We start from the raw sequence: 13,271 nt of genomic DNA, 5'->3' as shown, positions 1-13,271 counted from the left end.
GCGCTCGCTCGCGCGCTGCGGCCCGTCGCGGCGGGCGCACTCACTGTGCATGGTTCAGTGCCAGGTCGAAGGCATCGAAGTTGCGCCAGCGCCGCTGCGCATCCAGCCCCCGCAGCCGGCGGTTGAGGATCAGCGGCACCCGCTGTTCGCTCAGGCCGCCGTGCGAGCGCAGCGGCGCGTCCAGTGCCGACAGGTCGTGCCGCGCCTGCGCCGTGCCCAGCACCGTGAAGCGCTCGGAGACGCACACGATGTCGCCGATGCGGTCCGGCGGCAACTCGAAGCGGCGCGCCGCCGCCTCGCGCTCCAGCACCAGCTCCATGCCGCGCAACTCGCGCAGCTGCGCCACCAGGGGCGCCGCCGGCGTGCCCGCGGGCAGGTAGATCGTGGCGTAGGAGCCGAGGGCGCCGTGGTGCACGATGTACGGGTCGGTGATCGGCAGGATCACGCGCGCCCGGCCCGCGCCCAGCGCCTCGTCGCACCAGTCCTGCAGGTAGATCACGTCGGGCCGGCCGTCCATGCCGACCTTGGCGTTCATGCCGTGGTCGGCCGTGAGGGCGATCACGCAGCCGAGCGCATCGAGCTCGCCGAGGTAGCGGTCCATCATGGCGTAGAAGGCATTGGCGCCGGGCGTGCCGGGCGCGTGCTTGTGCTGCACGTAGTCGGTGGTGGACAGGTACATCACGTCGGGTCGCTGGCGCTGCATCAGGCGCACGCCGGCGGCGAACACGAATTCCGACAGTTCCGCGCTGTACACGTCCGGCACCGGCATGCCCACCAGCTCCGTCACGCCGGTGATGCCGTGTTCCTGCAGCGTGGCCTCGTCCGCCTTCTCGGCGGAAAAGCAGATCCCGCGCATGCCATGCCCGAGCAGCCGGCGCAGCTTGTCCTTGGCCGTGACCACCGCCACCGCGTACCCTGCCTCGGCCAGCGCCGCCAGTAGCGACGGAGCGCGCAGCCACTTCGGGTCGTTCATCATCAGCTCGCTGCCGCTCGCCGGGTCGTACAGGTAGTTGCCGCAGATGCCGTGCACGCTGGGCGGCGCGCCGGTGACGATCGACAGGTTGTTGGGATTGGTGAAGGTGGGCACCACGCAGTCGGCGATCAGGCCCGTGCCCTGTGCCAGCGTGCGCTCCAGCCAGGGCATGTGGCCGGTCGCCACCGCCTGCCCCAGGTAGTCCGGCTCGCAGCCGTCCACGCACACGACCACCGTGGGCTGGAGCGGCGGCCGGTAGCTCCGGTCGTTGACTTTCAGCATGTCGGGCCTGCTTTCATGCTGCCGCCACTTCGAGGGCGCCGGTGGCGATGCCCATCTCGTGCACCAGCACATGGCCGTCGCGCGGCACCAGCGTGCCGATCGCCGCCTCCACCGCGAAGGTGCCACTGCCCTGGAGGGGGACGCACTCGTGCGTTTCCTGGCCATGGGCGATGCGCAGCAGCCCCTCGCGCAACCGGGCCGTGATCTGGTTGAACTCCGCGTCCCAGGAGCCCCAGTCGCGCAGCATGCTCTGCTTGGTGCGCGCCGAGGTGCTGAGGGGTCCGGGAGTGAGCAGGAAGGGGCTGGCGGTCATGCGGGGGGGCTCCTGTGGAAGATGGCACGTGACGAGACACGAGGACGCGTTTCAGCTGCGGGCGCCCCGGCGCCAGGCCTGGGTGCGCCGCAGCAGCACGCGGGGGGCCAGGGGCGAGGGCATCGGGCCGCGGCGGCACTGCGAGATCGGCGGGGAGAGTCAGGTTCATGCGGTCCGTCCAGGTGGGGGCGTGGAATTCATCGTAGGCGGCAGTTTGCTGTCTGTCAATTGTTGACAATCTTCAAAAGCGCCGGTTAAATCCACCTTCACCGCTTTCGCGACCTCGGCCTGAACCTCGCCCGCTGACCGTCCGCCCAGATCCCAGGAGACCGCATGTCCGCCGACACCCGCCCGCCCGTGATCCACGAACGCCTGCGCATCGCCGGCGAGAAGATCTCCCGCGACCGCGTCATCGAGGTGCGCCACCCGTACAGCGGCGAACTGGTCGCCACCGTGCCCAAGGCGACGCTGCAGGACGTGCAGCGGGCGCTGGCAATCGCCCGCGGCTACCGGTCGAAACTGACGCGGCATGAGCGCTATCGCATCCTGATGAAGGCCGGCGAGCTGGTGGCCGCCCGCCGCGACGCCATCGCCCGGCTGATCACGCTGGAGTCTGGCCTGTGCCTGAAGGACACCCAGTACGAGGTCGGCCGCGCCTCCGATGTGCTGCTGTTCGCCGCCAACCAGGCGCTGGTGGACGACGGCCAGGTCTTCTCCTGCGATCTCACGGCGCACGGCAAGAGCCGAAAGGTCTACACGTTGAAGGAGCCGCTGCTGGGCGTCATCAGCGCCATCACGCCGTTCAACCACCCCCTGAACCAGGTGATCCACAAGGTGGCGCCGGCGGTGGCCACCAACAACCGGGTGGTGCTCAAGCCGAGCGAGAAGACGCCGCTGGCAGCCTTCGCGCTGGCCGACATCCTGTACGAGGCGGGCCTGCCGCCCGAGATGCTGAGCGTGGTCACTGGTGACCCGCGCGAGATCGCCGACGAGATGCTGACCAGCGAACACGTCGACCTGGTCACCTTCACCGGTGGCGTGGCGATCGGCAAGTACATCGCGGCGAAAGCGGTCTACAAGCGGCAGATCCTGGAGCTGGGTGGCAACGATCCCATCATCGTGATGGACGACGCCGACCTGGAGGAGGCGGCGACGCTGGCGGCCAGCGGCTCGTACAAGAACTCGGGCCAGCGCTGCACCGCGGTCAAGCGCATCCTGGTGCAGGACAGCGTGGCCGACCGCTTCGTCGAGCTGCTCGTGGCGAAGACGAAGGCGCTGACGTACGGCGATCCGTTCGACGCGCGGATGGACATGGGCACGGTGATCGACGAGGCCGCCGCGACGCTGTTCGAGGCGCGGGTGAACGAGGCCGTCGCCCACGGCGCGCGCCTGCTGGCCGGCAACGTGCGCCGCGGCGCGCTCTATGCGCCGACGGTGATCGACCGGGTGCGGCCGGAGATGACCGTGGTGAAGGAAGAGACCTTCGGCCCGGTGTCGCCGGTGATCCGTTTTCGCGACCTCGACGAGGCGATCCGCATCGTCAACGGCACCGCCTACGGCCTCTCCAGTTCGCTGTGCACCAACCGCCTGGACGTCATCACCCGCGTCGTGCAGGAGCTGCACGTGGGCACGGTCAACGTGCGCGAGGTGCCCGGCTACCGGCTGGAGATGACGCCCTTCGGCGGCATCAAGGACTCCGGCCTGGGCTACAAGGAAGGCGTGCTGGAAGCGATGAAGAGCTTCTGCAACACCAAGACCTACTCGCTGCCCTGGTGAGTGCCATCGCCGCCACCTTCCCTTCACCCGCGGACGGCATCGCACGCATCGCGGCCCTCTATGCGGCGTTCGGGCCGCGCGCCTACAGCGGCGAGCCCGTGAGCCAGCTGGAACACGCGCTGCAGAGCGCGGCGCTGGCGCAGGCCGACGGCGCCGCGGAGCCGCTGGTGGCCGCCGCGCTGCTGCACGACATCGGCCACCTGCTGAACGACCAGGGCGAGACGCCGACCGCGCGCGGCATCGACGACCTGCATCAGTTCCACGGCGCGCATTGGTTGAAGCCACTGTTCGGCCCCGACGTGAGCGAGCCGGTGCGCCTGCACGTCGCCGCCAAGCGCTACCTGTGTGCCGTCCGGCCTGGCTACCAGCAGGCCCTGTCCGCCGACTCGCAGCGCAGCCTCGCGCTGCAGGGAGGCACGTTCAGCGCCAGCGGAGCTGAGGCGTTCAGCCGCAACCCGCATGCCGAGGCGGCCGTGTCCCTGCGCCTGTGGGACGACCGGGCCAAGGTCGCCGGGCTGGCGACACCGACGCTGCAAGACCTTCTGCCGCTGCTGGCGCGCTGCGCCGCGGCCGCGTCATAGGCCGCCCGCCATGAACGCTCGACCCTTCTGGATCGCCCAGGCGCTGGCGCAGGAGGCGCAGGCCCCGGCGCCGGCGCTGCGCGAAGCCACCCGCGCCGACCTGTGCATCGTCGGCGGCGGCTTCACCGGGCTGTGGACCGCGATCCTGGCCAAGCAGGCGCGGCCGGCGCTCGACGTCGTGCTGCTGGAGGCCGACGTCTGCGGCGCCGGCGCCAGCGGGCGCAATGGCGGCTGCGTGCTCACCTGGTCGACCAAGTTCTTCACCCTGCGGCGCTTGTATGGCGAGGCCGAAGCGGTGCGGCTGGTGCAGGCGTCGGAACAGGCGGTGCTGGACATCGAGGCCTTCTGCCGCGATCACGCGATCGACTGCGAATTCCGCCGCGACGGCACGCTCTACACGGCCAGCGCGCCGGCGCAGATCGGCGCGTCGGATGCCGTGATGGGCGCGCTGCAGGCGTGCGGCATCAGCAGCTGGCACCGCCTGCCCGTCGCGGAGGTGCAGCGGCGCGCCGGCTCTCGCCAGCACCTGGAGGGCTGGTTCTCGCCGCTGGCCGCCAGCGTGCAACCCGGCAAGCTGGTGCGCGGACTGCGCCGCGTGGCCCTGGAACTGGGCGTGCGGCTGCACGAAGGCACGCCGATGGTGGACATCGCGCCGGGCTCGCCGGCCATGGTGCGCACGCCGCACGGCAGCGTCGCAGCCGACCGGGTGGTGGTCGCGATCAACGCCTGGATGGCCGGGCGCTTCCGCGAGTTCGAGCGCAGCATCGCCATCGTCTCCAGCGACATGGTGATCACCGAGCCGGCGCCTCAATCCCTTGAGGCCAGCGGGCTGAACGGCGGCATCACGGTGCTCGACTCGCGCACCTTCGTGCACTACTACCGCAGCACGGCCGACGGCCGCCTGATGTTCGGCAAGGGCGGCAACACCTTCGCCTATGGCGGCCGCATGCTGCCGGTGTTCGACCAGCCCTCGCCCTGCCGCGAGGCGCTCGCGCGCAGCCTGCACGCGTTCATCCCGCAGCTCGCGGGCGTGCCGCTGGCGGCCAGCTGGAACGGTGCCTCGGACCGCTCGGTGACGGGCCTGCCGTTCTTTGGGCGGCTGCGCGGCACCGCAAACGTGTTCTATGGCTTCGGCTACTCGGGCAACGGCGTCGGGCCCAGCCGCATGGGCGGCGAGATCCTCTGCGCGTTGGCCCTCGGCCGGGACGATGCGTGGACCCGCAGCCCGCTGGTGCGCGGGCCGCTCGGGATGTTCCCGCCGGAGCCGATCCGCTACCTCGGCTCGATCGTGGTGCGCAACGCGATCCGCCGCAAGGAAGCGGCGGAAGACAGCGGCCGCACGCCGCGCGCGCTGGATCGCCGGCTGGCGCAGTTCGCCGCGGCGGCCGGCAAGGCGGACAAGCAGTGAGAGGAGAGTGGGCGCAGCCGGCGGGGCCGCGCTCAGCGCCTGGCCTTGGCGGCCTTGGCGGCCTTCGCCGCCGGCAGCTGGCCCTTGGCGTTGTTCTCCATGGTCCGTTCCTTGCTCTCCATGACGTGGTCGAACATCGCCTTGCCGGCAGCCTGCGTATCGCCCGAAGCGATGGCCTTCACGATCTGGCGGTGCTCGCCGGCGGAGATCGGCAGCATCGTGCCCTCGGCGAGGTTGATGCGGCGGAACAGGGACAGCTCCTTGATCAGCTTGCGGTAGATGGCGGTGACCTTGCTGTTGCCGGCCATCTCCACCAGGCGGTCGTGGAAACGGAGATTGAGCAGGTGGTAGTTGCGTGCGTCGTCCGCCTTCACGGCCTTTTCCATCGTGTCCACGAGTTCGCGGATTTCCTTCAGCTGCGCGGGCGTGATCTTCTGCGCCAGCTGGCGGCCGACCATTTCATCCATCGCCGCGCGCAGGTCGAAGATCTCCAGCGCCTCCTCCAGCGGGATCGAGCGCACGAAGACGCCGCGGTTCTTCTCGTTGCGCAGCAGCCCCGCCTCCTCCAGCATCCGGAAGGCCTCGCGCACCGGCCCGCGCGACACGCCCATCTTCTCGGCCAGCGTCGCTTCGATCAGCTTGCTGCCCGGCTCGTATTCGCCGGCCAGGATCGCGCGTTCGATCTCCTGCTGCACCACGCTGGTGAGGGAGTTGCTCTGGAGCAGGGCGATGGTCGGATGCAGGCTGGCGTTCATGGGCGAGATTGGAGCACATCGCGGACACTGTCAACAATTTGCAAACAACAATTGACACAACGCAAGACCCGGACGTCAAATGCAACCGACGGGGACGCCTGCACGCAGTCATGGCGACGTTCACCGGCCGGCCCGACCATTTCCAGTTTTCGCCTCTCCCGATGAAAGGAAATCCGACCATGCCTGCGCGTCCCGTCCCCCGCCTGCTCGCCCGCGCCATCGCCGCCGCCGGTCTCGCCCTGCTCGCTTGCGGCGCCTATGCGCAGAAGGCGCAGCTGCTGGTCTACACCGCGCTGGAGACCGACCAGCTCAAGGCCTACCAGGAAGGCTTCAACAAGGCCCATCCCGAGATCGAGCTGAAGTGGGTGCGCGACTCCACCGGCGTGATCACCGCCAAGCTGCTGGCGGAGAAGGCCAACCCGCAGGCCGACATCGTCATGGGCGTGGCCGCATCCAGCCTGGCGCTGCTCGATCGCCAGGGGATGCTGGAGCCGTACGCGCCGCTGAACCTCGACGCGATCATGAGCCAGTACCGCGACAAGAAGAAGGTACCGGCCTGGTGGGGCATGGACGTGTGGGGCGCCACGGTCTGCTTCAACACCATCGAGGCGCAGAAGAAGAACATCCCGAAGCCCGAGACCTGGCAGGACCTGACCAAGCCGGTCTACAAGGGGCAGATCGTGATGCCGAACCCGGCGTCGTCCGGCACCGGCTACTTCGACGTCACCGCCTGGCTCTCGCTCTGGGGCGACGAGGGCGGCAAGGGCAAGGGCTGGAAGTACATGGATGCGCTGCACGAGAACGTCGCCCAGTACACGCACTCGGGCTCCAAGCCGTGCAACATGGCAGCGGCCGGCGAGTACGTGGTGGGCATCTCCTTCGAATACCGCGGCAACACCAACAAGGCCAAGGGCGCGCCGATCGAGCTGGTGTTCCCGAAGGAAGGCCTGGGCTGGGACCTGGAAGCCTTCGGCATCATGAAGGGCACGAAGAAGCTGGAGGCGGCGAAGAAGCTCGCCGACTGGGCCTCGAGCAAGGACGCGATGCTGCTCTATGGCAAGAACTTCGCCATCACCGCGCAACCCGGCGTTGCGGCGCCGCTGGCCAACGTGCCGAAGGACTACGAGGCGCGCCTGGTGAAGATGGACTTCGGCTGGGCCGCCGACAACCGCGAGCGCATCCTCGAGGAGTGGAAGAAGCGCTACGACGGCAAGACCGAGAAGCGCTGAGGCGCCCGCCGTGGCACCGCAGCCGTCCCTCGAGTTGCGCGACATCCGCAAGGAGTTCGGCGGCTTCACCGCGCTGCACGATGTCAGCCTGGGCATCGCCAGCGGCGAGTTCGTCTGCTTCCTCGGCCCTTCGGGCTGCGGCAAGACCACCCTGCTGCGCATCATCGCGGGGCTGGAGGTGCAGTCCGCGGGCCAGGTCTGGCAGGGCGGCCGCGACGTCTCGCGGCTGCCGCCGGCGCAGCGCGATTACGGCATCGTGTTCCAGTCGTACGCCCTCTTCCCCAACCTGACGGTGGCCGACAACGTCGCCTACGGGCTGGTCAACCGCCGGACCGCGCGGGCGCAGATCGCGCAGCGCGTGGCCGAACTCCTGAAGCTGGTCGGGCTGCCTGGCAGCGAGGGCAGGTACCCGGCGCAGCTCTCGGGCGGCCAGCAGCAGCGCATCGCGCTGGCCCGCGCGCTGGCCACCGCGCCCGGCCTGCTGCTGCTGGACGAGCCGCTGTCCGCACTGGACGCGCTCGAGCGGGTGCGGCTGCGGCAGGAGATCCGCGCGCTGCAGCAGAAACTGGGCGTGACAACCATCATGGTGACGCACGACCAGGAGGAGGCGCTCTGCCTGGCCGACCGCATCGTGGTGATGAACCAGGGCGTGATCGAGCAGGTCGGCACGCCGATGGAGATCTACCGCGAGCCGGCCACCCCCTTCGTCGCCGACTTCGTGGGCAAGGCCAACGTGCTGCCGGGACGAGTGCACGGCGGCACGCTGGAGGTCGGCACGCTGCGCATTCCCTATCAGGGGCAGGACCGCGACGCGCGCATCTACCTGCGGCCGGAAGACGTGCTGGCGCGGCCGGTGCGGCCGGGCGACGCGCACGTGTTCGACGCCAGCATCGAGAAGATCGAGTTCCTGGGTTCCTACTGCCACGTGCACGTGACCACCACCGCGCTCCAGCCGAACAAGCTCACCGTCTACCTGTCGCTCAATTACCTGTCCGAGGCCTCGCTGGCAGTGGGCTCGCGCCTGCAACTGAAGCTGCTGCCCGAGCGGCTGAAGGTCTTCTAGGCGGGCATGGCCGCGGTCCTTCCCGTTCCCGAACAACTGCCGGTGCGCCAGGCCGCGCACTGGAGCGACCGGCTGGCGCACGGCGCCCTGCTGCTCGTGGCATTGCTGCTGCTGGTGTTCCTTGCGCTGCCGCTGGCGACCATCCTGCTGCAGGCGCTGCAGGGCCGGCAGGGCCAGTTCGTGTTCCTGGCCAACTTCATCGCCTACGCGCGCACGCCCGCGCTGCTGCAAAGCCTGTGGAACAGCCTCTGGGTGTCGGCGCTGGTGACCCTGTTGACGGTGCCCCTGGCCTTCGGCTTCGCCTATGCGCTGGCGCGCTCGTGCATGCCTTGCAAGCCGCTGTTCCGCGGCATCACGCTGATTCCGCTGCTGGCGCCCTCGCTGCTGTCGGCGATCTCCCTGATCTACTGGTTCGGTAACCAGGGCGTGCTCAAGTCCTGGCTGCAGCGGCTGGGTGTGAGCGAGATCTACGGCGCGCCCGGCATCGTCATCGGCGAGTGCTTCGCCGTGTTCCCGCACGCGCTGATGATCCTGCTGGCGGCGCTGTCGCTGGCCGACGCCCGCCTGTACGAGGTGGCGCAGGCGCTCGGAACTTCCCGCGCCCGCAAGTTCTTCACCATCACGCTGCCGGGCGCCAGGTACGGCCTGATCTCGGCGGCGCTGGTCACCTTTACCCTGGTGATCACCGACTTCGGCATCCCCAAGGTGATCGGCGGCAACTTCAACATGCTGGCCACCGATGTCTTCAAGCTGGTGATCGGCCAGCAGGACTTCGCCCAGGGCGCGGTGGTGGCGATCCTGCTGCTGGCGCCGGCGGTGCTCACCTTCGCACTCGACCACTACGTCAGCCGGCGGCACACCGCGATGCTCACCGCGCGCGCCGTGCCCTACGCACCGCAGCGCGCGCCGCTGTTCGACGCGGTCATGACCGGCTACTGCGTGCTGATTGCCTGCCTGATGTTGGCGATGCTGGGCATGGCGGTGTTCGCCTCGCTTGCCACCTTCTGGCCCTACCAGCTCGCGCCCAGCCTGCGCCACTACCTGCTGGGGCTGGTCGACGCCGAGGTGGGAAGCGCCTTTGCGAACAGCCTGAAGATGGCGGCGGGCACCGCCGTCGCCGGCACGCTGCTGGTGTTCTGCGGCGCCTACCTGCTGGAAAAGACGCCGGGCGGCCGGGCGCTGGAACGCGGTCCGCTGGCCTGGCTGCGCACCCTGGTGCGGGCGCTGGCGATGCTGCCGATGGCGGTGCCGGGACTGGTGCTGGGACTGGGCTACATCTTCTTCTTCAATGCGCCGGGCAATCCGCTCGCGGGCCTCTACCACACGGTGACGCTGCTCACGCTGTGCACCATCGTCCACTTCTACACCACCGGCCACCTCACGGCCGTGACGGCGCTGAAGGCGCTGGACGGCGAGTTCGAGGCCGTGAGCGCCTCGCTGAAGGTGCCGTTCTTCAAGACCTTCTGGCGCGTGACCCTGCCGATCTGCACCCCGGCGCTGGTGGACATCGCCCGCTACTTTTTCGTCAATGCCATGACCACCGTGTCCGCCGTGGTCTTCCTGTACGCGCCGGACACCAAGGTCGCCGCGATCGCCATCCTGAACCTCGATGAGGCGGGCGAACTGGGCGCCGCGGCGGCGATGGCGGTGATGATCGCCGGCGCCTCGGCCCTGGCCACGCTGGCCTTCATGGGGCTGGCGTGGTGGGTCGAGCGCCGCACGCAGGCCTGGCGCACGCTCTCCCGATAGGAACCCCGCATGGACCGCGACCGCATCCTCCTCACCCCCGGCCCGCTGACCACGACCCTGCGCACCCGGCTCGCCATGCTGCGCGACTGGGGCTCCTGGGACGGCGACTTCATCGCCCTCACCGCGCAAGTGCGGCAAAGCCTGCTGCGGATCATCCATGGCGCGGACTCGCACGTGGTGGTGCCCCTGCAGGGCAGCGGCACCTTCAGCGTGGAAGCGGCGGTGGCGACCGTGGTGCCGCGCGACGGCCACGTGCTGGTCCTGGACAACGGCGCCTACTGCAAGCGCGCCGCCCGGCTCACCACCCTGATGGGGCGCGAATGCACCGTGCTGCCCTTCAACGAATCAGCGCCGGTGGAACCGGCGGCGCTCGATGCGGCGCTGGCAGCCAACGCCGGCATCACGCACGTGCTGCTGGTGCACTGCGAGACCGGGGCCGGCGTGCTGAACCCGCTGGCGCAGGTGGCCGAGGTCTGCCGACGCCGCGGCCGGGGATTGATCGTCGACGCCATGAGCTCGTTCGGGGCATTGCCGATCGACGCGCGCGAGATCCGCTTCGACGCGCTGGTCGCCGCCAGCGGCAAGTGCCTGGAAGGCGTGCCGGGCATGGGCTTCGTGTTCCTGCGCAAGGCGATCGTGGAAGGTTGCGCGGGCAACAGCCAGTCGCTCGCCATGGACCTGCACGACCAGCACCGGTACATGGAGCAGACCGGCCAGTGGCGCTTCACCCCGCCGACCCACGTGCTGGCGGCGCTGGCCGAAGCGCTGGCGCAGTTCCAGGAGGAAGGCGGCCAGCCCGCCCGCCTGGCCCGCTACACCGACAACTACCGCACGCTGGTCGACGGCATGGCGCGGCTGGAATTCATGCCCTTCCTCGATGCGCGCGTGCAGGCGCCGATCATCGTCACCTTCCACGCGCCGGGCGATCCGCGCTACGCCTTCAAGGACTTCAACGCCGGCGCGAGGGCGCACGGCTTCCTGCTCTATCCCGGCAAGCTGACGCAGGTCGAGACTTTCCGCGTCGGCTGCATCGGCGCCATCGGGCGCAACGAGATGCAGCAGGCGGTGCACGCGGTGGAACTGACGCTGCGGGAGCTGGGGATAGCCTCGGGAGCGCCCGCCCTCCAGCAGCGACGCGAGGGATGAAACCGCGGCTCGCGCTGTTCGACCTGGACCACACGCTGCTGCATGGCGACACCGACGTGCTGTGGTGCGAATTCCTGATGGCGCAAGGCGTCCTGGACCCGGAGCGCTTCGCCGCTCGCAACGCGGAGATGGAGGCGCGCTACCAGGGCGGCACGGTGAATGCCGCCGAATTCGCGCAGTTCTATCTCGGCACTCTGGCCGGCCGCAGCGCGGCGCAGTGGGAGCCGCTGCGATCGCGGTTCATTTCCGAGGTGGTGGTCCCGCGGATCCCGCGCACGAGAGCCAGAGGCTCGTCGTGTTCGACTTCGCCAAAGGCCGGGCCGGCCGCCATCCGATGGAGTTCCTGCGCCACCCCGGGGACCAAGCCTGGCGCGGTACGCTGGTGTGCGACGACTATGCCGGCTACAAGGCGCTGTTCGCCCAACATCACCGAAGCCGGTTGCTTGGCGCACGCCCGGCGCAAGTTCCACGAGCTGTGGGTCAACCACAAGAGCACGCTGGCCGAACGGGCCCTGGCGCTGTTCGGCAGGCTGTACGAGGTGGAGCGCGAGGTCGCCGCACTGGCTGCCGAGGAGCGCTTGCGAATACGGCAAGCCAGGGCGAAGCCGGCGGCCGATGCCCTGTATGCGTGGCTGATGGCGCAGCGGCAGAAGGTGCCACCGGGCTCCGCCACGGCCAAGGCGATCGACTACAGTCTTGGGCGCTGGCCGGCCCTGACACGCTATCTGAACGACGGCGATCTGCCGGCGGACAACAACTGGGCGGAGAACCAGATCCGGCCCATTGCGATCGGGCGCAACAACTGGCTGTTCGCTGGGTCACTGCGCGCGGGCAAACGTGCTGCCGCCGTCATGAGCCTGGTGCACTCGGCCAAGCTGAATGGGCATGACCCGCATGCCTATCTCAAGGACGTCATGGAACGCCTGCCGACGCAGCCCGCCAGCTGCATCGGCGAGTTGCTGCCGCACCGCTGGCAGCCTCCGCTGAACTGACCTGCTCCCGTCGTTAAGACGGGAGGCCCGGACGCTTACGGACATCCAGCCTGCTTGACGCGCTCGCGTCTAGTCCTACATCTTCCCGGGCGTACTCAGCTGATTGACGTGCGCTTCTGGCCGGGCCAAAAGCGGACCTCCTGAAACCTCAGATTCTGGTCACGACACATAGTCATCGTGATCTTGGAACTCGGGCTGGCTCGGCGACCTCATCGCTGGAGCGGCCTTCCTTGAGGGTGCCGGCCCACCACACGATTTCGTCCAGCATCCGCTTGGCGTAATCATCGAGGTAAGGATAGTCCGCCATGGACTTTCCCCCGCGCAGCATGCCCATCATCTCGGTCATGCCGATATGAACGGTGTGCTTGAGCGAGGCCGCGAGGAGCATCTCTCCCAAGTGCCCGATGGCCCGGGCCGCGCCGGTGCCGCCATAGCCCAGGAAGGTCGCCGGCTTTCGGCGGATCTCGGAGTGGAGGTAATCGACGGCATTCTTCAGCACGGCCGGGATGCTGTGGTTATATTCCGCCGTAATGAAGATGTACCCGTCGAGGCTGGCGATCTTCTTGCCCCAGCGCAGCGCCACCTCGTTCTGCGGCGGCGCCTGGTGCAGCGGCGCCTTTTCCTCGAAGAACGGCATGGGATAGTCGCGCAGATCGACAATCTCGAAATCGGCGTCATTGCGCCCTTTGGCGATATTGAACAGCCAGTCGGTCGGGATATCCGCGAACCGCCCGGGACGGGTCGTACTCATGACGATTCCGATTTTGGGCCGCTTTTGCATCGTCGCCTCTAGACACTTACGATTAGTAAGCAACGATATGGCGGCGCCTGAAACGGGCGCCAAGACGGCACTTTTTCCGCAGTAACTTACCCGCCGGTAAGTGAGGTCGCTGGCTCAGTCAGGGGCGGCGGCTATGTCACCGCGGATTTGCTCCCTGCCGCGCTCGCGCGTCTCCTCGATGTCGGCCCGGTTCTCCATCACCCACTTACCGATGGGGGCGAGC

10 protein-coding genes and 3 pseudogenes are annotated in these 13,271 nt (G+C 68.8%); 9 read left to right on the top strand and 4 right to left on the bottom strand.

What is annotated here, in order from left to right; translation table 11 throughout:
- Nucleotides 1-40: 40 nt before the first annotated feature.
- On the bottom strand, nt 41-1,255 hold the full coding sequence (phnA, locus tag JWP60_RS14935; RefSeq protein WP_299792809.1) for a phosphonoacetate hydrolase: 1,215 nt from the start codon (nt 1,253-1,255) through the stop codon (nt 41-43).
- A 61-nt stretch (nt 1,256-1,316) separates the two neighbouring features.
- Nucleotides 1,317-1,568, bottom strand: a pseudogene (locus JWP60_RS14930) (2-aminoethylphosphonate--pyruvate transaminase); the annotation flags it as partial.
- A gap of 333 nt (nt 1,569-1,901) precedes the next feature.
- Between JWP60_RS14930 and phnY the strand changes: the two are divergent.
- From phnY to JWP60_RS14915, 3 genes are read left to right on the top strand one after another with little or no spacing between them, the layout of a single operon-like run.
- Nucleotides 1,902-3,344 carry a phosphonoacetaldehyde dehydrogenase gene (gene phnY, locus JWP60_RS14925; protein ID WP_299792806.1) on the top strand — a complete coding sequence of 481 codons (1,443 nt, stop codon included), beginning with the start codon at nt 1,902-1,904 and terminating at the stop codon, nt 3,342-3,344.
- Between the two features lie 38 nt (nt 3,345-3,382).
- Entirely contained in the window at nt 3,383-3,925 is a 543-nt protein-coding gene (locus JWP60_RS14920; protein WP_299793007.1) for a phosphonate degradation HD-domain oxygenase, read from the top strand.
- Between the two features lie 10 nt (nt 3,926-3,935).
- A complete protein-coding gene (locus JWP60_RS14915) occupies nt 3,936-5,333 on the top strand; it encodes an FAD-dependent oxidoreductase (RefSeq protein ID WP_299792804.1) in 1,398 nt (465 codons plus the stop codon).
- 32 nt (nt 5,334-5,365) lie between these two features.
- Here the strand turns inward: JWP60_RS14915 and JWP60_RS14910 are convergent, their stop codons facing one another.
- Nucleotides 5,366-6,088 carry a phosphonate utilization associated transcriptional regulator gene (locus JWP60_RS14910; RefSeq protein ID WP_299792801.1) on the bottom strand — a complete coding sequence of 241 codons (723 nt, stop codon included), beginning with the start codon at nt 6,086-6,088 and terminating at the stop codon, nt 5,366-5,368.
- Between the two features lie 179 nt (nt 6,089-6,267).
- On the opposite strand from JWP60_RS14910, the gene JWP60_RS14905 reads away from it, so the two are divergent.
- The 6 genes and pseudogenes from JWP60_RS14905 to JWP60_RS14880 form a co-directional block, all read left to right on the top strand.
- Nucleotides 6,268-7,317, top strand: a complete 1,050-nt coding sequence (locus JWP60_RS14905; RefSeq protein WP_299792798.1) for a putative 2-aminoethylphosphonate ABC transporter substrate-binding protein — start codon at nt 6,268-6,270, stop codon at nt 7,315-7,317.
- Nucleotides 7,318-7,327: 10 nt separating this feature from the next.
- Nucleotides 7,328-8,380: a putative 2-aminoethylphosphonate ABC transporter ATP-binding protein gene (locus JWP60_RS14900; RefSeq protein WP_299792795.1), complete on the top strand. Its 1,053-nt coding sequence runs from the start codon at nt 7,328-7,330 to the stop codon at nt 8,378-8,380.
- A gap of 6 nt (nt 8,381-8,386) precedes the next feature.
- Nucleotides 8,387-10,129 carry a putative 2-aminoethylphosphonate ABC transporter permease subunit gene (locus JWP60_RS14895; RefSeq protein ID WP_299792793.1) on the top strand — a complete coding sequence of 581 codons (1,743 nt, stop codon included), beginning with the start codon at nt 8,387-8,389 and terminating at the stop codon, nt 10,127-10,129.
- A 9-nt stretch (nt 10,130-10,138) separates the two neighbouring features.
- A complete protein-coding gene (locus tag JWP60_RS14890) occupies nt 10,139-11,275 on the top strand; it encodes a 2-aminoethylphosphonate--pyruvate transaminase (protein ID WP_299792791.1) in 1,137 nt (378 codons plus the stop codon).
- A pseudogene (locus JWP60_RS14885) lies at nt 11,272-11,487 on the top strand (HAD family hydrolase); the annotation flags it as partial. The gene JWP60_RS14890 and the pseudogene JWP60_RS14885, both read left to right, overlap by 4 nt.
- Nucleotides 11,488-11,561: 74 nt before the next feature.
- Nucleotides 11,562-12,267, top strand: a pseudogene (locus tag JWP60_RS14880) (IS66 family transposase); the annotation flags it as partial.
- Between the two features lie 172 nt (nt 12,268-12,439).
- Here the strand turns inward: JWP60_RS14880 and JWP60_RS14875 are convergent.
- Entirely contained in the window at nt 12,440-13,048 is a 609-nt protein-coding gene (locus tag JWP60_RS14875; protein WP_299792789.1) for an NAD(P)H-dependent oxidoreductase, read from the bottom strand.
- Nucleotides 13,049-13,271 lie beyond the last annotated feature (223 nt).

Source organism: Ramlibacter sp. (assembly GCF_028291745.1).
Taxonomy (GTDB): domain Bacteria; phylum Pseudomonadota; class Gammaproteobacteria; order Burkholderiales; family Burkholderiaceae_C; genus Ramlibacter.
Note: the sequence above shows the minus strand (reverse complement) of the source record. Positions and strands in the feature narration are given on the sequence as shown.

What these genes read in the sequence shown, in the direction of transcription:
- phnA (WP_299792809.1), bottom strand. Translation starts at nt 1,255, where the DNA reads ATGCTGAAAGTCAACGACCGGAGCTACCGGCCGCCGCTCCAGCCCACG.
- phnY (WP_299792806.1), top strand. Translation starts at nt 1,902, where the DNA reads ATGTCCGCCGACACCCGCCCGCCCGTGATCCACGAACGCCTGCGCATC.
- JWP60_RS14915 (WP_299792804.1), top strand. Translation starts at nt 3,936, where the DNA reads ATGAACGCTCGACCCTTCTGGATCGCCCAGGCGCTGGCGCAGGAGGCG.
- JWP60_RS14910 (WP_299792801.1), bottom strand. Translation starts at nt 6,088, where the DNA reads ATGAACGCCAGCCTGCATCCGACCATCGCCCTGCTCCAGAGCAACTCC.
- JWP60_RS14905 (WP_299792798.1), top strand. Translation starts at nt 6,268, where the DNA reads ATGCCTGCGCGTCCCGTCCCCCGCCTGCTCGCCCGCGCCATCGCCGCC.
- JWP60_RS14895 (WP_299792793.1), top strand. Translation starts at nt 8,387, where the DNA reads ATGGCCGCGGTCCTTCCCGTTCCCGAACAACTGCCGGTGCGCCAGGCC.
- JWP60_RS14890 (WP_299792791.1), top strand. Translation starts at nt 10,139, where the DNA reads ATGGACCGCGACCGCATCCTCCTCACCCCCGGCCCGCTGACCACGACC.
- JWP60_RS14875 (WP_299792789.1), bottom strand. Translation starts at nt 13,048, where the DNA reads ATGCAAAAGCGGCCCAAAATCGGAATCGTCATGAGTACGACCCGTCCC.